At 70.7% G+C, this 17228-nt stretch carries 18 protein-coding genes; 6 read left to right on the top strand and 12 right to left on the bottom strand.

Annotated features, from left to right (window positions below):
* Positions 1–471 (bottom strand): cupin domain-containing protein, encoded by a 471-nt coding sequence (locus ACE3Q3_RS12515; protein ID WP_374446530.1) that lies wholly within the window; start codon positions 469–471, stop codon positions 1–3.
* Between the two features lie 79 nt (positions 472–550).
* On the opposite strand from ACE3Q3_RS12515, the gene ACE3Q3_RS12510 reads away from it, so the two are divergent.
* Positions 551–1288, top strand: coding sequence for an SDR family NAD(P)-dependent oxidoreductase (locus ACE3Q3_RS12510; RefSeq protein ID WP_374446528.1), 738 nt, complete (start codon positions 551–553; stop codon positions 1286–1288).
* A gap of 34 nt (positions 1289–1322) precedes the next feature.
* On the opposite strand, the gene ACE3Q3_RS12505 is transcribed toward ACE3Q3_RS12510, so the two are convergent.
* The 5 genes from ACE3Q3_RS12505 to ACE3Q3_RS12485 form a co-directional block, all read right to left on the bottom strand.
* Positions 1323–2105: a phosphodiesterase gene (locus tag ACE3Q3_RS12505; RefSeq protein ID WP_374446526.1), complete on the bottom strand. Its 783-nt coding sequence runs from the start codon at positions 2103–2105 to the stop codon at positions 1323–1325.
* A gap of 86 nt (positions 2106–2191) precedes the next feature.
* The gene (locus ACE3Q3_RS12500; RefSeq protein WP_374446524.1) at positions 2192–3448 is read right to left on the bottom strand and encodes an ABC transporter substrate-binding protein; all 1257 of its coding nucleotides are present in this window, start codon (positions 3446–3448) and stop codon (positions 2192–2194) included.
* A 29-nt stretch (positions 3449–3477) separates the two neighbouring features.
* Positions 3478–4317, bottom strand: a complete 840-nt coding sequence (locus tag ACE3Q3_RS12495; RefSeq protein ID WP_374446521.1) for a carbohydrate ABC transporter permease — start codon at positions 4315–4317, stop codon at positions 3478–3480.
* Positions 4314–5210: a carbohydrate ABC transporter permease gene (locus ACE3Q3_RS12490; RefSeq protein WP_374446519.1), complete on the bottom strand. Its 897-nt coding sequence runs from the start codon at positions 5208–5210 to the stop codon at positions 4314–4316. Before ACE3Q3_RS12490 ends, ACE3Q3_RS12495 begins: the two co-directional genes overlap by 4 nt.
* The gene (locus ACE3Q3_RS12485) at positions 5203–6417 is read right to left on the bottom strand and encodes an ABC transporter ATP-binding protein (RefSeq protein ID WP_374446516.1); all 1215 of its coding nucleotides are present in this window, start codon (positions 6415–6417) and stop codon (positions 5203–5205) included. The genes ACE3Q3_RS12490 and ACE3Q3_RS12485 overlap by 8 nt, the downstream gene beginning before the upstream one ends.
* Before the next feature lie 104 nt (positions 6418–6521).
* On the opposite strand from ACE3Q3_RS12485, the gene ACE3Q3_RS12480 reads away from it, so the two are divergent.
* The 3 genes from ACE3Q3_RS12480 (at position 6522) to ACE3Q3_RS12470 (ending at position 8881) form a co-directional block, all read left to right on the top strand.
* Positions 6522–7589 (top strand): LacI family DNA-binding transcriptional regulator, encoded by a 1068-nt coding sequence (locus ACE3Q3_RS12480; protein WP_374446514.1) that lies wholly within the window; start codon positions 6522–6524, stop codon positions 7587–7589.
* Between the two features lie 168 nt (positions 7590–7757).
* Positions 7758–8327 (top strand): nitroreductase, encoded by a 570-nt coding sequence (locus ACE3Q3_RS12475; RefSeq protein WP_374446511.1) that lies wholly within the window; start codon positions 7758–7760, stop codon positions 8325–8327.
* Positions 8328–8338: 11 nt separating this feature from the next.
* Positions 8339–8881: an invasion associated locus B family protein gene (locus ACE3Q3_RS12470; RefSeq protein WP_374446509.1), complete on the top strand. Its 543-nt coding sequence runs from the start codon at positions 8339–8341 to the stop codon at positions 8879–8881.
* A 42-nt stretch (positions 8882–8923) separates the two neighbouring features.
* Here the strand turns inward: ACE3Q3_RS12470 and ACE3Q3_RS12465 are convergent, their stop codons facing one another.
* The 4 genes from ACE3Q3_RS12465 to ACE3Q3_RS12450 form a co-directional block, all read right to left on the bottom strand.
* Positions 8924–9700 (bottom strand): glucose 1-dehydrogenase, encoded by a 777-nt coding sequence (locus ACE3Q3_RS12465; protein WP_374446507.1) that lies wholly within the window; start codon positions 9698–9700, stop codon positions 8924–8926.
* A gap of 2 nt (positions 9701–9702) precedes the next feature.
* Positions 9703–10563 carry a fumarylacetoacetate hydrolase family protein gene (locus ACE3Q3_RS12460; RefSeq protein WP_374446504.1) on the bottom strand — a complete coding sequence of 287 codons (861 nt, stop codon included), beginning with the start codon at positions 10561–10563 and terminating at the stop codon, positions 9703–9705.
* Between the two features lie 35 nt (positions 10564–10598).
* Complete coding sequence (locus tag ACE3Q3_RS12455) at positions 10599–11336, bottom strand: SDR family oxidoreductase (protein WP_374446502.1); 738 nt, start codon at positions 11334–11336, stop codon at positions 10599–10601.
* 84 nt (positions 11337–11420) lie between these two features.
* Positions 11421–12593, bottom strand: coding sequence for a fumarylacetoacetate hydrolase family protein (locus tag ACE3Q3_RS12450; RefSeq protein WP_374446499.1), 1173 nt, complete (start codon positions 12591–12593; stop codon positions 11421–11423).
* A 150-nt stretch (positions 12594–12743) separates the two neighbouring features.
* On the opposite strand from ACE3Q3_RS12450, the gene ACE3Q3_RS12445 reads away from it, so the two are divergent.
* Both ACE3Q3_RS12445 and ACE3Q3_RS12440 read left to right on the top strand, forming a co-directional pair.
* Positions 12744–14261 carry a UxaA family hydrolase gene (locus ACE3Q3_RS12445; RefSeq protein WP_374446497.1) on the top strand — a complete coding sequence of 506 codons (1518 nt, stop codon included), beginning with the start codon at positions 12744–12746 and terminating at the stop codon, positions 14259–14261.
* On the top strand, positions 14261–15040 hold the full coding sequence (locus ACE3Q3_RS12440) for an SDR family NAD(P)-dependent oxidoreductase (protein WP_374446495.1): 780 nt from the start codon (positions 14261–14263) through the stop codon (positions 15038–15040). Before ACE3Q3_RS12445 ends, ACE3Q3_RS12440 begins: the two co-directional genes overlap by 1 nt.
* A gap of 45 nt (positions 15041–15085) precedes the next feature.
* Here the strand turns inward: ACE3Q3_RS12440 and denD are convergent, their stop codons facing one another.
* Both denD and otnI read right to left on the bottom strand, forming a co-directional pair.
* A complete protein-coding gene (gene denD, locus ACE3Q3_RS12435; RefSeq protein ID WP_374446492.1) occupies positions 15086–16066 on the bottom strand; it encodes a D-erythronate dehydrogenase in 981 nt (326 codons plus the stop codon).
* Between the two features lie 34 nt (positions 16067–16100).
* Positions 16101–16889: a 2-oxo-tetronate isomerase gene (gene otnI / locus ACE3Q3_RS12430; protein WP_374446489.1), complete on the bottom strand. Its 789-nt coding sequence runs from the start codon at positions 16887–16889 to the stop codon at positions 16101–16103.
* Between the last annotated feature and the right edge of the window lie 339 nt (positions 16890–17228).

The raw sequence follows: 17228 nt of genomic DNA, 5'->3' as shown, positions 1-17228 counted from the left end.
CTAGAAGGCCGACCCGTCCTTGCGGGTGAAGCGCATCCGGCCGTCGGGGCCGGTGCGGCCGTGCATGTCGATGTCGGGATACGTCGCCTCCTCGGTCGGCGTCCGGTCGCCGACGACGAGGAAGACGACGTCGCGCCCGGAGCGGTTGAGGAAATGGTGGCCGTTCGCGGCACCCGCCGGGAAGCCGGCGCACATGCCGGGACCGAGGAGTTCCTCGCCGGCGTCGGTGACCAGCACCGTCTCGCCCTCCAGGACATAGACGAACTCGTCCTGCTCGCGGTGCCAGTGGCGCTCCGACGAGCGGCCGCCCGGCTCGAGCCGGACGAGGTTGACGCCGAAATGGCTGAGGCCGGCATGGTCGCCGAGCCGGCGGTACCAGCGCTTGCGCGCCCGCGCGGCATAGGGCTCGGGATAGCCGGTGGAGTTGCTCTCGGGCACGCTGCGGGGATCGAACCCCGACGGCTTGGTCATCGCGCTTCCTCCTCTGGTACAGTCGGCGCCGGCATCGAAGCGCAACGCCGAGCCGCAGTCCATCGGGAGAAGGCCCAGCATGTATCGCGAGCGTTTCCAGCTCGACGGCCGCGTCGCCGTCGTCACCGGCGGCGGCCGGGGCATCGGCCGTGCCATCGTCGAAGCGTTCCAGGAGGCGGGCGCCCGGGTCATCGTCGGCGACCTCGAGCCGCAGCCGGCGCCGGGCGTCGAGACCTTCCGCCTCGACGTGCGCGACCGCGCCCAGGTCGAGGCCGCCGCCGCCGACATCCTCGCCCGCCACGGCCATGTCGACATCCTGGTGGCGAATGCCGGCATCGCCCGTGGCTCGAACGCCGAGGAGACGCCGGCCGACGAGTGGCGCGAGGTGATGGACGTCAACCTCGACGGCGTCTTCTGGTCCTGCCAGGCCTTCGGCCGGGCGATGGTCCGGCGCGGGTCGGGCAGCATCGTCGCCCTCGGCTCGATGTCGGGGCTGATCGTCAACAAGCCGCAGCCGCAGGCGGCCTACAATGCCTCCAAGGCCGCAGTCCATGCGCTGGTGCGTTCGCTGGCGGCGGAGTGGGCGCCCTGCGGGGTGCGGGTCAACGCGGTGGCGCCCGGCTATATCGGCACCGAGATGACCAAGGGCGGCCTCGCCAACCCGGACTGGAAGCGCACCTGGCTCGAGATGACGCCGATGGGCCGCGTCGGCGAGCCGGCCGAGATCGCCGCGGCGGTGCTCTTCCTGGCGAGCGACGCCGCCAGCTTCGTCACCGGTTCCGTCCTCTCCGTCGACGGCGGCTACACCGCCTGGTGAGCCGCCGCCACGACCGCCCGCGATCGCGGCCGCCTCAGAGGAAGTAGGTGGCGCTCTGGTCGAGGAAGTCGTGGAAGTGGACGATCGTCTGGTCGGGCTCGGCGAAGACGACGGCATAGGCCGGCGGCTCGTGGCTGCCCGGCACCTTGCCGGCGGTCACGAAGTCGAGCGCGACCTGATGGCTGGTCGCCCGCATGGTGGTGATCGGGATGCCGCGCCAGGACCCGCCGATCGGCCGGTGCAGATGGCCGAAGAAGAAGTGCCGGATGTTCGGCCGGCCGGCGACGACGCGGGCGAAGTTCTCGGGCTGCTGGAGCGCGATCTCGTCCATGCGCTTCAGCTTCACCGGGAAGGGCGGGTGGTGCTGGAAGAGGTAGACCGGCCGGTCGCCCGCTGCGTCGAGCGTCCGCTGCAGCCAGGCCAGCCGCTTCTCGCAGAGCACCCCCCAGGAGACCCGCGGCTCGTTGGTGTCGGTGCAGACGAAGAGGCCGGCCTCGGTTTCCACCGTGAACTGGACGAAGCCGTTCTCGTCCCGCGGCGCCTCGGGGAAGGTCGCCTGGAAGTTCGCCCGGTCGTCGTGGTTGCCGAGCAGCAGGTGGCAGGGCAGGCGCAGTTCCGACAGGCACTCGCGCAGCACCCGGTAGGCGCCGGCCTCGCCGCGGTGGCAGAGGTCGCCGGTGAAGATCGCCAGCGCGGCGTCCGGATGGTTGCGGTTGATGTCGGCGATGCAGAGCCGGAGCCGCTCGGCCGGGTCGAGTTCGTAGAGGCGTTCGCCGGGCGGCACGAGATGCGTGTCGGTGACGTGGATGAACTTCATCGGCGCGGGGATCCGAAGGGCTGGACGTGGAAGGAGGGGCCCGAAGGCCCCTCCAGCACATTAGAGCATCGCTCGGGCGGGCGGGATCACTTCGGAACCAGTGCCTGCACGTCCTTGCTCATGGCGGCGAGCGCGGTGCGCGGCTGGGTCGAGCCGTCGACGACGCTCTGCAGGTGGTCCTTGATGACGGCGATGATCTTGAGGCCGTTGTCGCCGGGGAAGGCGTACCAGCCGGTCATGTACTTCTGCTGCTTCAGCGACGTCAGGTGGTTGGGCTTGGTGGCGTAGAAGGGCTTGAGCCGGTTCGGGTCGTCGGCCGGCAGCGAGTTGGGCGGCATGTAGCCCGTGCCTTTCACCATCAGGGTCGCCCCGTCGGCGCCGGAGACGTACTTCATGAAGGCCCAGGCGCCCTTCTGCTTCTCGGGCGTGGTCGCGAACATCAGCGCCGCGGCGCCGCCCGTCGGCAGGCGTCCGTCGCCGGCGGGCACCGGGAAGACGGCGGTGCGCCACTTGAACTTGCCGCCGACGCCGTCGTCGGCGACGCGCAGCAGCGAGGTCGATTCGGTCCAGATGCCGACCTTGCCGGCGAAGAAGCTCTGCCGTGCCGCCTCGTGGGCGAGGTTGGGCATCTTGGCCTCGCCGATCATCCGTCCGAGGAGATCGATCGCCTGCTGGCCCCCGGGGCCGTCGAAGGCGACCTTCTTCTCGTCGGCCGACATCATCGTGCCGCCGTGCGACATGACGAGCGCCTGCCACATCCAGTTCCCGGTGATCGTCCAGGAGTGGTAGAGCCCGACCGTGTCGTTGCCGAGCGCCTGGATCTTCTTCGCGAGGTCGAAGATCCCCTCCCAGGTGTTCGGGAACTTCTCGGGATCGCCGCCCGCCTTCCGGACGAGGTCCTCGTTGAAATAGATGATCGGGGTCGAGACCGCGAAGGCGAGGCCGTACGGCTTGCCGCCGAAGGTGCCGAGCGCCATCATCGAGTCCGAGTATCCCTGGCCCTTCCAGTCCTTCTCGGCCGAGATGAGCTTCGTCAGGTCCTGGGCGATGCCGCGGTCGACGAAGATGCGCTGCAGGTTGATCGCCTGGAACGAGACGTCCGGAAGCTGCTTGGTGATCGACTGGCGCAGTGCCGTCTGGGCCGCGTCCTCGTATTCCTTGTAGGCGGGGCGGTAGAAGACCTCGTATTCCGGATTGGACTTCTCGAATTCCGTCTTGATGTCCTTGAACACGGGATCGAAGATGAAGCCCAGCGGGTACTGGACCTCGATCCGGGTCTTCTGGGCCATGGCGGGTGCCGCCAGCGCGAGCGTCGCGGCGGCGATCATGCAGGCGAGTTTCATCCTAGTCCTCCCGTTGGTGCGGCTGCGGATCAGCTCTTCATACCGGTGAATGTTATCCCTTCTATGAACCTGCGCTGCGCCATCAGGAAGGCGAGGACGAGCGGCAGGATCACGATCGTCGCCGCTGCCATCAGCGGCCCGTACTCCGTTCCCTGGTCGTTGAGGCGGAAGAAGGCGACGCCGAGCGGCGGGGTGTAGAGTTCCTCGCTGCCGACGACGATGAGCGGCCAGAAATAGTCGTTCCAGTGGGCGACGACGGAGAAGATCGCGAAGGCGACCAGCGCCGGGATCGCGGTCGGCAGCATGATCCGCCAGACGATGCCGAACTCGCCGAGCCCGTCGACGCGGGCGGCGTCGATCAGGTCGTTGGGTACCGTCATGAAGAACTGGCGCATCAGGAAGATGCCGAAGACCGAGATGGTGAAGGGCAGCACCAGGGCCGAGTAGCTGTCCAGGATGCCCATCTGGTGGAAGAGGATGTAGATCGGGATCGCGGTCGCGTGGTGCGGGATCAGCAGGCAGAGCAGGATCACCGCGAAGAGCACGCCGCGGCCGCGGAAGCGCAGCTTCGCCAGCGCATAGGCGCAGGGCAGGTTGACCAGCACCTGCAGCACGAAGATCGCCGAGGTGACGACGACGCCGTTGACGAGGAAGCGGAGCATCGGCACCCGCGTCATCGCCATCGTGTAGTTCTCCGCCGCGGCCCAGCGCGTCGGCAGGAAATGCAGTTCGGCCACCAGGATCTCGGCCTGCGGCTTCAGCGAGGTCAGCACCATCCAGGCGAAGGGCGTCACCATCAGCAGGGCGCCGGTCATCAGCACGGCGTGGCGCAGGACGGCTCCGGCCGGGCCGAGGGGGCGCCGTCTCATGCGTAGTGCACCCGGCGGTTGATGGCCCAGGTCTTGAGCAGCGACAGGGCCAGCACGAAGGCGAGGAAGACGACGGTGACCGCGGCGGCGTAGCCGGTGCGGAAGAACGAGAAGCCCTCCTGGTACATGGTGAAGAGCAGCACCTCGGTCGCCCGGTTCGGACCGCCCTTGGTCATCACCTGGACGGTGTCGAAGACCTGGAACGAGCGGATGGCGGTGATGACGACGACGAAGAGCGTGACCGGCCCCAGCATCGGCCAGGTGACGGTGCGGAAGCGGTCGATGCCGGTGCGGGCGCCGTCGACGGCGGCGGCCTCGTAGAGTTCGCCCGGGATGGCGGTCAGGCCCGCCATGAACAGCACCATGTTGAAGCCGACGCTCTGCCAGATGCCGATGGCGCAGAGGGTGAAGAGGGCGGTCCGGCGGTCCTGGAGCCAGTTGTAGCCCTCGATCCCGAACTCCCGCAGGGTCAGGTTCACGAGGCCGAGCGTCGGGTGGAGCATGAACTCCCAGACGATGGCCATGGCGATCAGCGTCGCCATCACCGGCAGGAAGTAGACGGCGCGGTAGAAGGCGCGGAGCGACGTTCCGGCCTCGATCAGCAACGCCGCGCCGAGCCCGAGCCCGACCGACGCCGGCACGACGACGGCGACATAGACGAGCGTGTTCTGGAGCGAGCGCTGGAACACCCGGTCGGCGAACATCTCGGCGTAGTTGCCGAGCCCGATATAGCGCAGCGACGCCGCCCCGAGCTGGTAGTCGGTCAAGGACAGCAGCGCGACGACGACGAGCGGCCCGATCAGGAAGAGGACCATCAGGAAGACGGCCGGCCCGGACAGGGAGAGGGCGGCGAGCGCCTCGGCGAGGCGGCGGCGACGGATGCCGTCAGCCATCGCGGCGCACCCCGGCCCCGGCGGCGAGCGGGCGGACCCGCCGGCCGGCCGGATCGAAGACGAGGACGCGGGCATTCGCGAGCGGCAGCGTCACCGCTGCGCCGATCGGGAAGCGCTCGATCTCGGCCGGGTCGTGGCGGATGACGACCGGCGCCTCGCCGCCCGGCAGCGCGACATGGAGGAAGAGGTCGGAGCCGAGATTTTCGCGATAGGCGAGGGTGCCCGCCAGTCCGGGCTCGCCGGCGTGGCGCGCGATGCCCGCGGCGGCCGGCCGGAAGCCGACCTGGACCGGGCTGCCAGCGGCGAGGCTGCCGGCGAAGGGCACCTCGATCCCGAGCACGTCGATGCCGCCGCGGCCGGTGACGCGGCCCGGCAGGACGTTGATGCGCGGGCTGCCGACGAAGCGGGCGACGCGGATGTCTTCCGGATCCTCGTAGATCGCCGAGGGTGGTGCCACCTGGAGCAGCCTGCCCTCCATCATCACCACGACCTGGTCCGACATGGTCATGGCTTCGGCCTGATCGTGGGTGACGTAGATGAAGGTGGTGCCGAGTTCGCGGTGGAGCTGGGCGATCTCGGCGCGCATGTGGACGCGGAGCTCGGCGTCGAGGTTCGACAGCGGCTCGTCCATCAGGAACACCCGGGGCTCGCGCACCATGGCGCGGCCGACGGCGACGCGTTGCTTCTGGCCGCCCGAGAGCTGCCCCGGCTTGCGGGCGAGCAGCGGCTGGATCTGCAGCACCTCGGCGACGCGGCGGACGGCGGCCGCGATCTCGCGCTCGGTGGCGGCGACGCCGGGCAGCAGCCGGCCGACCAGCGGCAGGCGGCGCGCGAAGTCGAGGCGGCGCATGCGCAGCGGCAGCGCGATGTTGTCGAAGACGGTGAGGTGCGGATAGAGCGCGTAGGACTGGAAGACCATGGCGATGTCGCGCTGGTCGGGTCGCAGCCCGTCGACGGCACCGCCGCCGATGGCCACGGTTCCGCCGTCCTGGAGCTCGAGGCCGGCGATGATGCGCATCAGCGTGGACTTGCCGCAGCCGGACGGCCCCAGCACCGTCAGGAAGGCGCCGTCGGCGATGTCGAGATCGACCCCGCGGAGGACCGGCGTCTGGCCGAAGCTCTTGGTCAGGCCGCGGATCGCGACCGACCCGCGGCCGCTCGCACCCGAGGTGCGGCCATGCGGATTGCGCGCCGACGCGGTCGTCATGCCGTCCCTTCCAAGCCCGTGTTCCCCCGCTCGACTTTTCGTCCGCTCGCGATTGACGGCGACTGTCTTCATTCCGTAACGATTAGCTAATCGTTTCGGAGGTCGTGATCGTTTCAAATCCGCACGGGCTTGGCAAGGCTTCCCGCAAGGCGACGATCCGCGACGTCGCTCGCGTCGCGGGGGTGTCGACGGCGACCGTCTCGGCGACGCTGACGGGCAGCGCCCCGGTCAGCGCGGCGCTGACGGAGCGCGTCCATGCCGCGGTCGCCGAGGTCGGGTATCGGCCGGATGCCGTCGCCCGCAGCTTGCGCCGCGGCGAGACGCGGATGCTGGGACTGCTGCTCGCCGACATCACCAATCCCTTCACCACCGCCGTCGTCCACGCGGTCGAGGCGGCCGCCCATGCCAGCGGCTACACGCTGATGCTGTGCAACAGCGACGAGGACCCGGCCAAGGAGCGGACCTATCTCGACCTGCTGCGCGCCCAGCGCGCCGACGGGGTGATGCTGATGCCGGTCGGGTTCGGCCGCGACTATGGTCAGCAGGTGCGCCGCATGCTCGACGCCCCCACGGTCCTGGTCGACCGCACCATCCCGGACCTGCCGCTGGATGCGGTCACGGTCGACGGCAGGACCGGGACTCGCGAGGCGGTCGGACATCTCGCGTCCCTCGGACATCGCCGGATCGCGATCCTGAGCGGTCCGGCCGGGGTGTCGGCCAGCGACGAGCGCGTGGCGGGCTATCGCGCCGCCCTCGACGAGGCCGGGATCACGTTCGACCCGGCGCTCGTCCGTGACGGCGCGTTCCGCCAGGACCGCGCCCGGGCGGCGACGCTCGAGCTGCTGCGCGCGCCCGAGCCGCCGACGGCGCTCTTCGCCTGCAACAACCTGATGGCGATCGGCATGATGCGGGCGGTGGCCGAGATCGGGCTCGACTGCCCGCGTGACCTGTCGGTCGCCTGCTTCGACGATTTCGACTGGGCGGAGGCGTTCCAGCCGCGGCTGACGACGGTCGCCCAGCCGACCGACGCGATCGGCGCCCAGGCCGTCGCCCTGCTGCTCGACCGGCTCGGCGATGCACCGGCGCCGGGCCTCCGGCACATCGTCCTGCCGCCGCGCCTGATCGTCCGCGACTCCTGCGCGCCGCCGCGGCGGACGCGACGGCGGGCCTGAGGCAGACCGAACGCGGGCTCCTCGATCCCGGCAAGTGCGGACACTTGCCGGTTGCCGCTGCAAAGTTGCGATCGTGTCGCAATTGCAATATTGTGGCGACCTGTTCCGGGCTTGCCCCGGCGCCGGCGCCGCGCCCGCGTCCCGGCCGACCACATCCGAAAGCCGACCATGGATACGCTCGACCTCCTCCTCTCGCGGCGCTCGATCTCGCCGGCCTTGCTGGGCGAACCCGGCCCGACCGATCGCGACATCGCGGCCATGGTCGCCGCCGCCCTGCGCGCGCCCGACCACGGGGGCCTCCGGCCCTGGCGCTTCGCCATCGTCCGCGGCGCGGCGCGGCAGCGCCTGGGCGACGTCTTCGCCGAGGCCGTGCGGGCGCGGGATCCGACCTGGACCGAGGCGCTGCTGGAGCGCGAGCGCGGCCGCCCGCTCCGTTCGCCGCTGGTCGTCGCCTGCGGCGCCCGCATCCGGCCCGACCACAAGATCCCGGAAATCGAGCAGCTCCTGGCTGCCGGCGCCGCCGCCATGAACCTGCTGAACGCCGCCCACGCCCTCGGCTACGGCGCCATGTGGGTGACCGGACCGAACAGCTACGACCCGATGGTGGCGGGGGCGCTCGGCTTCCACGCGCCGGACCGGCTCGTGGGCTTCGTCCATGTCGGCACGCCGCCGGCCGACGTCGGCGCGATCGAGCGCCCCGACCCGCGGGCGCACATGGCCGAGTGGACCGGAGCGTGAGGGCCGGCGCCATGATGCGCATCGCGATGGTCGGTCTCGTGCTGGCGGTCGTCCTGGCCGCCGGCGCCGCCGAGGCGCAGAGCCGGTCACGCCGCGGCAAGCAGCCCGAGGAGCAGCCGGCCGCGGCCAGGACTGGCTCGGAGCGGATCGGTGACTGGGTCCTGCGCTGCGACCCGTCCCAGGAGGGCCAGGCGAAGCAGTGCGAGATGGCCCAGATCCTGAGCGACAAGGACGGCAAGCGCGACCTGCTGCTGATCCGCCTCGGCTATCCGCCGAACGAGACCGCGGCGCTCGCCCTCATCGTCGTGCCGCTCGACGTGCTGCTGCCGCCCGGCCTCGGTCTCAAGGTCGATGCCCGCGAGCCGGCAGTGGTGCCGATCCGCCATTGCGACGCCGACGGCTGCATCGCCCCATGGCGGCCGTCGGCCGACGACGTCCAGGCGATGAAGGTCGGCAAGGAACTGCTGGTCCTGCTGCGCAACCGCGACGGCCGGCAACTCGGCCTGCCGGTCTCGCTCAAGGGCTTCTCGGCGGCGCACGACCGCCTGCGCTGACCGTCGACGCGGCCCACGGTCTGGGCGCATGGCGGCAGGGCCTCACTGCATGACGATGCCGCCGTCGACCACCAGCGACTGGCCGGTCATGAAATCCGAACCGGAGGAGGCGAGGAAGCAGGCGATGCCGACGAGATCGTCCGGTTGCGACGGCCGGCCGAGCGCGGCGCGGGCAGCCAGCGTCCGGAACGCTTCGCCCGGCTCCTGCGTCAGGCCCTGGTCCTGATAGCCGCGGTCGATGATGTCCCACATTCCCGTCTCGACGACGCCCGGGCAGATCGCGTTGACGGTGATCCCGTGCGGCGCCAGCGCCCTGGCGCCCGACTGGGTGAGCGACACGACCGCGAACTTGCTGGCGCTGTAGTGGGCCAGCGCGGGACTGCCCTGGCGGCCGGCGATCGAGGCGGTGTTGACGATCTTGCCCCCGCCGCCGCGGGCGATCATGGCGCGTGCCGCCTCCTGCATCCCGATCAGGCAGCCGAGGGCGTTCACGTCCAGCATCCGCCGCCAGTCTGCCTCGGAGATCCCGAGAAAGTCCCGCGTCTCGACGATGCCGGCATTGTTGAAAATGGCGTCGAGGCGGCCGAACGCGGCGAGGGTGGTGGCGATCATCGCCTGCACCGTCGCTCGCTCCGTCACCTCGACCGCCAGCGCGATGGCGCTCCCGCCGATCTCGGCGGCGACGGCGCGGGCGCCGTCGAGATCGCGGTCCGCCAGCGCGACGCGCGCCCCGGCGGCCGCGAGGCCGCGCGCGATCGCCGCCCCGATGCCGCGGGCGGCGCCGGTGACGACGATCGCGCGTCCGCCGAGGTCGGCCATGCCTACTTCGTCTCGACGCACTTCTGGTGCTGCGAGCCGAGGCCCTCGATCGCCACGTCCATGGAGTCGCCGACGCGCAGGAAGACGGGCTTCGGCTTGATGCCCGAGCCGACGCCGGGCGGCGTGCCGGTGGAGATGAGGTCGCCCGGCATCAGCGTCATGAACTCCGACAGGTGGCTGACCAGCGTCGCCACGTCGAAGATCATCGTGCTGGTCGAGCCGTTCTGCATCCGCTTGCCGTTGACGTCGAGCGTCATCTTCAGCTTCTGCGGGTCGGGGATCTCGTCCTTCGTCACCAGCCAGGGGCCGACCGGGGCGAAGCCGGGGCTGCTCTTGCCCTTGCTCCACTGGCCGGCCGAGCGCTTGATCTGATAGTGCCGCTCCGACACGTCGTTGCAGATCGTGTAGCCGGCGACGTACTTGAGCGCGTCCTCCTTGGACACGTAGCGGGCGGTGCGGCCGATGATGACGGCCAGTTCGCACTCCCAGTCGGTGTGCTCCGAGCCGCGCGGGATCGGCACGTTGTCGTTCGGCCCGGTCAGCGCGCAGGAATGCTTGAAGAAGATGATCGGCTCGGCCGGGATCGGCTGGCCCGCCTCGGCGGCATGGTCGGCGAAGTTGAGGCCGATGCAGATCAGGTTCGGGATGCGGGCGAGCGGCACGCCGAGGCGCGGCTTGCCGGCGACGACCGGCAGGTTCGCCAGCTTCGCCTTCACGTCCTTGGTCAGCGCCGAGAGCTGGGACGGCCCCAGGATCTCGGGCGTGATGTCGTCGACGATCGAGGAGATGTCGCGGATGCGGCCGTCGCCGTCGACGACGCCCGGCTTCTCCTTGCCCTTCGGCCCGTAGCGCAGAAACTTCATGGCGGTTTCCCTTTCCCCAAGCGTGATGCGGTCGGTCAGAGCACCATGCCGCCGTCGGAGATGACGGCGGTTCCGGTGGTGAAGCTGGATTCGTCGGATGCGAGATAGACCGCGAGGTGGGCGATCTCCTCCGGTCGGCCGAGGCGGCCCATGGGCTGGCGCGCGATGAAGTCCTTGCGCGCCTGCACCGGGTCGGCGAAGGCGTTGATGCGGTCGCCGAGCGAGGGCGTGTCGACGGTGCCGGGGCAGATCGCGTTGCAGCGGATGCCCTGGCGCATGTAGTCGGCCGCAACCGACTTGGTCAGGCCGATGACGGCGGCCTTGCTGGCGCCGTAGGCGCAGCGGTTGGGAACGCCCTTCACCGAGGAGGCGACCGACGCGATGTTGATGATCGAGCCGCCGCCGCCCGCCAGCATCGCCGGCAGGAACGCCCGGATGACGGTGTACATGGCGCGGACGTTGAGGCCGAACGAGCGGTCCCAGTCGGCCTCGGACGTCTCCAGGATCGCGCCGTGCGCCACCCAGCCGGCGCAGTTGAAGAGGATGTCGACGCGGCCGATCCCGGCGGCGGCCCGCTGGACTGCGGCCGCATCGGTGACGTCGAGCCGGGCGACGTGGAGGCCGGGCTGGGCGATCTCGCCCAGCACCTTCTCGTTGATGTCGGTCGCGTGGACGGTGGCGCCTTCGGCGGCGAAGGCGAGTGCGGTGGCGCGTCCGATCCCGTTCGCGGCCGCGGTGACGAATGCGGTCTTGCCGGCGAGCCTGCCCGCCATGGTGCGTTCCCCCCAAGGTTCCGGAGATTCCCGGGCCGCGACCCTAGCCGTGGCGCCCGGGTGCTGTCCACGCCGCGGCGGGGCTCAGATCAGCTGGCGGACGGCGAGCGAGCGCATCAGCGCCGCGATGCCGAAGGTCCAGGGTTCGACCTCGTGGGCGCGCTCGACGCGGTTGACGAGGCGGCCGAGCTTCGGGCTGGCGATGGTGACGATGTCGCCCGGATGGTGGGTGAAGCCCTTGCCGGGGCCGCCGCGGTCCTTGGTCGGCGCGAACATGGTGCCGGTGTAGAGCAGGAATCCGTCCGGGTACTGGTGGTGGGGCCCGCAGGTGTGGGCGACGAGTTCGGTCGGGTCGCGGCTGATCAGGCGCATCGAGCTCGACCCGTCGAGCGTGAATCCGTCGTCGCCCTCGACCCGGAGCGACACCTCGGCGCCGCGGACGTCGTCGAGCGAGAAGGTGGCATCGAAGAGCCGGATGAAGGGGCCGACCGAGGCCGAGGCGTTGTTGTCCTTGGCCTTGCCGAGGAGCAGCGCGCTGCGTCCTTCGACGTCGCGCAGGTTGACGTCGTTGCCGAGCGTGGCGCCGACGATGGCGCCCGCGGGATCGACGACGACGACGACCTCGGGCTCGGGATTGTTCCACTCCGAGACGGCATGGATGCCGACTTCGACGCCGGTGCCGACCGCGGCCATCGCCGGGCACTTGGTGAAGACCTCGGCATAGGGGCCGATGCCGACTTCGAGGTAGGGCGACCACAGGCCGCGCTCGACCAGGGCCGCCTTCAGCCGCTCGGCCTGCTCCGACCCCGGCTTCACCCTCGAGAGGTCGCTGCCGATCTCGGCCTGGAGCGTCCGCCGGATGCCGTCGGCGGCCGAGGCGTCGCCACGGGCCGAGGATTCGATGACGCGCTCCAGCATGCTGGAGGCGAAGGTCACGCCGCAGGCCTTCACCGCCTGGAGGTCGCAGGGGGCGAGCAGCCAGGGCTTCGCCGGGTCGCGGCCGTCGAGGCCGGTGTTGGCGACGATCTCGGCGATGCCGCCGATCCGCGCGCCCTCGGCACCGGCGAGGCGATCCGCGAGGTGGGGCAGGGCGAGCAGGGTCGCCATCGTGGGCGACAGGCGCGAGAGGTCGATCACGTCGTCGCCGCGGACGAGGGTCGGGACCGGCCCGGCATCCGGCAGCCAGACGCGGGCCAGCAGGGTGCCGCTCGTCCCGTCCTCGGGCAGGGTGGTGGCGGCGTCCAGCGCGATCTTCATGGCGGCGCGTCTCTCCCGGATTCGCGATTTCGTTCTTCGCGCGAGTGCATCACTGCCGCCGCCCGGCCGTCAATCGGCGCCTATCCCGGGACGGCGATTTCCGACAGAATTGCCGCACCGCACGACCCCCTGCCGGGAGAGAAACGACCAATGGCACCGCCGATCACCATTCGCCTCAACCCCGCCGACAACGTCGTCGTCGCGCGCACCGACCTCCTGCCCGGCACCAGCCTGCCCGGCGAGGACGTGACGACCAAGGGCCACATCCCGCCCGGCCACAAGGTCGCGACCGCCGACATTGCCGAAGGCGAGACGGTGCGCAAGTACGCCCAGATCATCGGCTTCGCCTCGCGCCCGATCGCCAGGGGCGAGCATGTCCACACCCACAACCTCGTCATGGGCGACTTCGCCCGCGACTATGCCTTCTGCCGGGATGCGCGGCCGACCGACTACGTGCCCGAGCCCGCCACCTTCCAGGGCATCGTCCGCCCGGACGGCCGGGTCGCGACCCGCAACTACATCGGCATCCTGACCTCGGTGAACTGCTCGGCCCACGTCGCCAACATGGTCGCCGACCGGTTCCGCCACGGCGCGCTCGCCGAGTTCCCCAATGTCGACGGCGTCGTCGCGCTGACCCACCAGACCGGCTGCGGCATGGCGAGCGAGGGCGAGGCGATGGACGTGCTGCGCCGCACGATCGCCGGCTACTCCCGCCACCCCAACTTCTGGGGCGTGCTGGTCATCGGCCTCGGCTGCGAGGCGAACCAGATCGGCGGCCTGATGAAGGCCGAGGGGCTGGCCAACGGCAGCCAGTTCCACGCCATGACCATCCAGGACACCGGCGGCACCCGCAAGACGGTCGCCGACGCGGTCGAGCGGGTGCGGGCGATGCTGCCGGAAGCGAACAAGGTGACCCGCCGGCCGGTGCCGGCGAAGCACCTGACGCTGGCCCTCCAGTGCGGCGGCTCGGACGGCTATTCCGGCATCACCGCCAACCCGGCGCTGGGCGCGGCCGTCGACCTGCTGGTACGTCACGGCGGGTCGGCGGTGCTGAGCGAGACGCCGGAGATCTACGGCGCCGAGCATCTCCTCACCCGCCGCGCGGTCAGCCCGGAGGTCGGCGAGAAGCTCGTCCAGCGCATCCGCTGGTGGGAGGACTACACGTCCCGCACCGGTAACGAGATGAACAACAACCCGTCGCCCGGCAACAAGGCGGGCGGCCTCACCACCATCCTCGAGAAGTCACTCGGCGCCGTCGCCAAGGGCGGGTCGACCAACCTCGTCGACGTCTACAAGTACGCCGAGCCGATCACCGCCCGCGGCTTCGTCTTCATGGACACGCCCGGCTACGATCCGGTGTCGGCGACGGGGCAGGTGGCGGGTGGCGCCAACATCGTCTGCTTCACGACCGGCCGCGGCTCGGTCTTCGGCTGCAAGCCGGCGCCGTCGCTGAAGCTCGCGACCAACACGGCGCTGTGGAACCGCATGACCGACGACATGGACATCAACTGCGGCACCATCGTCGACGGCAGCGCAACCGTGCAGGAGGTGGGCGAGGCGATCTTCCGCCTGATCCTGGCGACCGCGTCGGGCCAGCAGACCAAGAGCGAGGAGATGGGCTTCGGCGAGGAGGAGTTCACGCCGTGGCAGATCGGGGCGGTGATGTGATGGCGCTGCCGTCGGGCCTGTCCATCTTCGACCTGACGGGGCGCGTCGCGCTCGTGACCGGCGCCTCGCGCGGCATCGGCTGGGAGGCGGCGAAGGCGCTGGCCGGGGCGGGGGCGTCGGTCGCCCTCGTCGGCCGCGACCCGGAGACGCTGGCTGCGCGGGTGGAGGAACTGGCGGCGGCCGGACATGGCGCCGCCTTCTTCCAGGCCGACCTCTCGGACCCGCGGGTGGCGGCGACCGTCGTCGCCGCCTGCGAGGATCGCTTCGGGCACATCGACATCCTGGTCAACAATGCCGGCATCAACCACCGCCGGCCGCTGCAGGAGTTCGAGCTCGAGGATTTCGAGCGCGTCGTCGCCACCAACCTCACCTCCTGCTTCGCGCTCGCCAAGGCGGCCGCCAGGGGCATGGCGAAGCGGGGCTTCGGCCGGATCGTCTCGACCTCCTCGATCATGTCGGTGACGGCACGACCGACGATTATCGCCTACATCGCCGCCAAGGGCGGGCTGTCGTCGATGACGCGCGCCCTGGCGACCGAACTCGGGCCCTCCGGCATCACGGTCAACGCGATCGCGCCCGGCTACATCGCCACCGAGATGACGGTGCCCCTGCAGCAGAACGCCGAGTTCGACGCCATGATGGGCCAGCGCACGCCCTTGCGGCGCTGGGGCCGGCCGGAGGAGATGGCGGGCGCCATCGTCTACCTCGCCTCCGACGCGGCGTCCTATCTGACCGGCCAGACGATCGTCATCGACGGCGGCCTGACGATCGCGATCTGACGGCCGGGTCGAGACGGGGCGGGCCGGACTGCCCGCCCCGTATCCCTACTTCCGCATGTCGTCGGCGATGAAGTTGGTGACGATCTCGTCGATGTCGCGGTCGACCGGGAAGCCCAGGCGCCGGGCCCGCTCGGCGTCGATCGCGGCCGGCCACGACGAGACGATCTTCTGGATCGCCGGGTCCGGCTTCCACTCGATCCGCCTGGCTGCCTGCTGGCCGCCATGGCGCTCGACCGCCTTCGCCATTTCGCCGACCGGGACCGAGATGCCGTTGAGGAGGATGCCGCGATGGGCGCCCAGCGCGTCCGCCGGCAGGTCGTGGACATGAAGGAAGGCGGCGACCGCCTTGCGCGGCGACAGGATCGGCATCCGCGTCTCGGGCGTCACCGGGCAGACCGCGGGGTCGCCCTGGAGCGGCTCGCGGATGATGCTGGAGGCGAAGGTGGAGGCGGCCTTGTTGGGCTTGCCCGGGCGCACGACGATGGTCGGCAGGCGCAGCGCCCGGCCGTCGAGGAACCCCTTGCGGCTGTAGTCGGTCAAGAGGTACTCGCCGACCAGCTTCTGCGCCCCGTAGGAGGTCTGCGGCGTGATCGGGGTCTGGTCGGTGACGGTCGCCGGAAGGTCGCCGCCATAGACCGCGAGCGAGCTCGTGAACACGACCTTGGGAGGCTGGGGCAGGGCGCGGCAGGCGTCGAGCACATGCCGGGTGCCATCGAGATTGACACGCATGCCGAGGTCGAAGTCCGCCTCGGCGCCGGCGCTGACGACCGCAGCCAGGTGGAAGACCGAGGCGACGTCGGACCCGATCAGCGCCGCCACGGTGCCGGCGTCGGCAAGGTCGCCGACCACGGTGCGGATGCGCGGGTCGGCCGGCATCGGCGGATCGAACGGCACGGCGTCGAAGCAGATCACCTGCGACGGCTGGAACGGCCGGCCGCGGGCATCGAGCAGGGCGTGGTGGTTGAGCAGCGCCGCGGCCAGCTTGCGGCCGAGGAAGCCGCCGCCGCCGGTGATGACGACCTTCATGGAACGGGCTCCGTTTCTCGGAATGGTGGCGGGATCAGGCGGCGCGGATGCCCCAGGGCGCGGCCCAGCCGAGCCCGGCCGTGGTCTCGGCCTTCGGGCGGTACTCGCAGCCGATCCAGCCGCCGTAGCCGATCCGGTCGAAGGTCTCGAAGAGGAAGGGATAGTGGATCTCGCCGACGTCGGGCTCGTTGCGGCCGGGATTGCCGGCGATCTGGACATGGCCGTAGCGGCCGGCCAGCCCCTCGACCTTGCGCGCCAAGTCCCCCTCCATGATCTGCACGTGATAGAGGTCGAGCTGGAGCTTGAGGGCGGGGCTGCCGACGGCCGCGACATAGCCCAGCGCGTGGTCGGTGCGGTTGTGCAGGTAACCCGGCACGTCGAGCGTGTTGAGCGGCTCGAGCAATCCGGTCAGCCCGGCCGTGGCCAGCTTCGCCGCCGCCTTGCGGAGGTTCTGGACGAACACGGCCTCGCACGCCTCCCGGGCGGCCGCTGCCGGCACCAGTCCGGCCATGAGATGGACGTTCGGGCAGCCCAGCACCCTGGCGTAGTGGATCGCCTGGTCGACTGCCTCGGCGAATCGCTGCTCCTGGCCGGGAACCCCGCCGAAGCCACGCTCGCCCTTGGCCCAGTCGCCGGCCGCGGTGTTGAAGAGGACGACCGCGACGCCGGCATCCTTCGCCGCCCGCGCCACCTCCTCGGCCGGCCATTCGTAGGGGAACAGGAACTCGACGCCGCGGAAGCCGCAGCGGCCGGCCGCCGCGAATCGCTCGAGGAAGGGAACCTCGTTGAACATCATCGACAGGTTGGCGGCGAGGCGCGGCATGGGCTTCCGTTCCTTGGGTTGTCGGTTGCGTCCGGTTCCTGGACGGTAGCCGACCCTACCGCCGGAGGGAATGGCGGCCGGCGAGCCGCAATCGTCCGGTCATCGGCGCCGCCCCCGGACAGGATTGTGACGCTTTGGAGGGCAATCCGGGGCCGGGGCCGACCGGCGCGCCGGCAGGGGCGGGAGGTGCGGCCGGATTGTCGACGATCGGGCGCCGGCGGCTGTTGACATCCGGGCGGGAGTCCCGGAGCAATGGAGGTACGAACGCGGCCGGGCGCGCGGTTTCCGTGCAGCCCCGATCGAGCGCCGGGCAGGCTTCCAATGACCCGGATCGGGAGG

It is taken from the genome of Allostella sp., from assembly GCF_041913585.1.
Lineage (GTDB): Bacteria > Pseudomonadota > Alphaproteobacteria > ATCC43930 > Allostellaceae > Allostella.
This window is presented reverse-complemented; position numbering and strand designations above follow the sequence as displayed.

Excerpts from the sequence above, each read along its gene's own strand:
- ACE3Q3_RS12465 (WP_374446507.1), bottom strand. The coding sequence starts at position 9,700 with ATGGCCGACCTCGGCGGACGCGCGATCGTCGTCACCGGCGCCGCCCGC.
- ACE3Q3_RS12470 (WP_374446509.1), top strand. The coding sequence starts at position 8,339 with ATGATGCGCATCGCGATGGTCGGTCTCGTGCTGGCGGTCGTCCTGGCC.
- otnI (WP_374446489.1), bottom strand. The coding sequence starts at position 16,889 with ATGCCGCGCCTCGCCGCCAACCTGTCGATGATGTTCAACGAGGTTCCC.
- ACE3Q3_RS12455 (WP_374446502.1), bottom strand. The coding sequence starts at position 11,336 with ATGGCGGGCAGGCTCGCCGGCAAGACCGCATTCGTCACCGCGGCCGCG.
- ACE3Q3_RS12475 (WP_374446511.1), top strand. The coding sequence starts at position 7,758 with ATGGATACGCTCGACCTCCTCCTCTCGCGGCGCTCGATCTCGCCGGCC.
- ACE3Q3_RS12505 (WP_374446526.1), bottom strand. The coding sequence starts at position 2,105 with ATGAAGTTCATCCACGTCACCGACACGCATCTCGTGCCGCCCGGCGAA.
- ACE3Q3_RS12500 (WP_374446524.1), bottom strand. The coding sequence starts at position 3,448 with ATGAAACTCGCCTGCATGATCGCCGCCGCGACGCTCGCGCTGGCGGCA.
- ACE3Q3_RS12490 (WP_374446519.1), bottom strand. The coding sequence starts at position 5,210 with ATGGCTGACGGCATCCGTCGCCGCCGCCTCGCCGAGGCGCTCGCCGCC.
- ACE3Q3_RS12495 (WP_374446521.1), bottom strand. The coding sequence starts at position 4,317 with ATGAGACGGCGCCCCCTCGGCCCGGCCGGAGCCGTCCTGCGCCACGCC.
- ACE3Q3_RS12445 (WP_374446497.1), top strand. The coding sequence starts at position 12,744 with ATGGCACCGCCGATCACCATTCGCCTCAACCCCGCCGACAACGTCGTC.
- denD (WP_374446492.1), bottom strand. The coding sequence starts at position 16,066 with ATGAAGGTCGTCATCACCGGCGGCGGCGGCTTCCTCGGCCGCAAGCTG.
- ACE3Q3_RS12515 (WP_374446530.1), bottom strand. The coding sequence starts at position 471 with ATGACCAAGCCGTCGGGGTTCGATCCCCGCAGCGTGCCCGAGAGCAAC.
- ACE3Q3_RS12485 (WP_374446516.1), bottom strand. The coding sequence starts at position 6,417 with ATGACGACCGCGTCGGCGCGCAATCCGCATGGCCGCACCTCGGGTGCG.
- ACE3Q3_RS12510 (WP_374446528.1), top strand. The coding sequence starts at position 551 with ATGTATCGCGAGCGTTTCCAGCTCGACGGCCGCGTCGCCGTCGTCACC.
- ACE3Q3_RS12460 (WP_374446504.1), bottom strand. The coding sequence starts at position 10,563 with ATGAAGTTTCTGCGCTACGGGCCGAAGGGCAAGGAGAAGCCGGGCGTC.
- ACE3Q3_RS12440 (WP_374446495.1), top strand. The coding sequence starts at position 14,261 with ATGGCGCTGCCGTCGGGCCTGTCCATCTTCGACCTGACGGGGCGCGTC.
- ACE3Q3_RS12450 (WP_374446499.1), bottom strand. The coding sequence starts at position 12,593 with ATGAAGATCGCGCTGGACGCCGCCACCACCCTGCCCGAGGACGGGACG.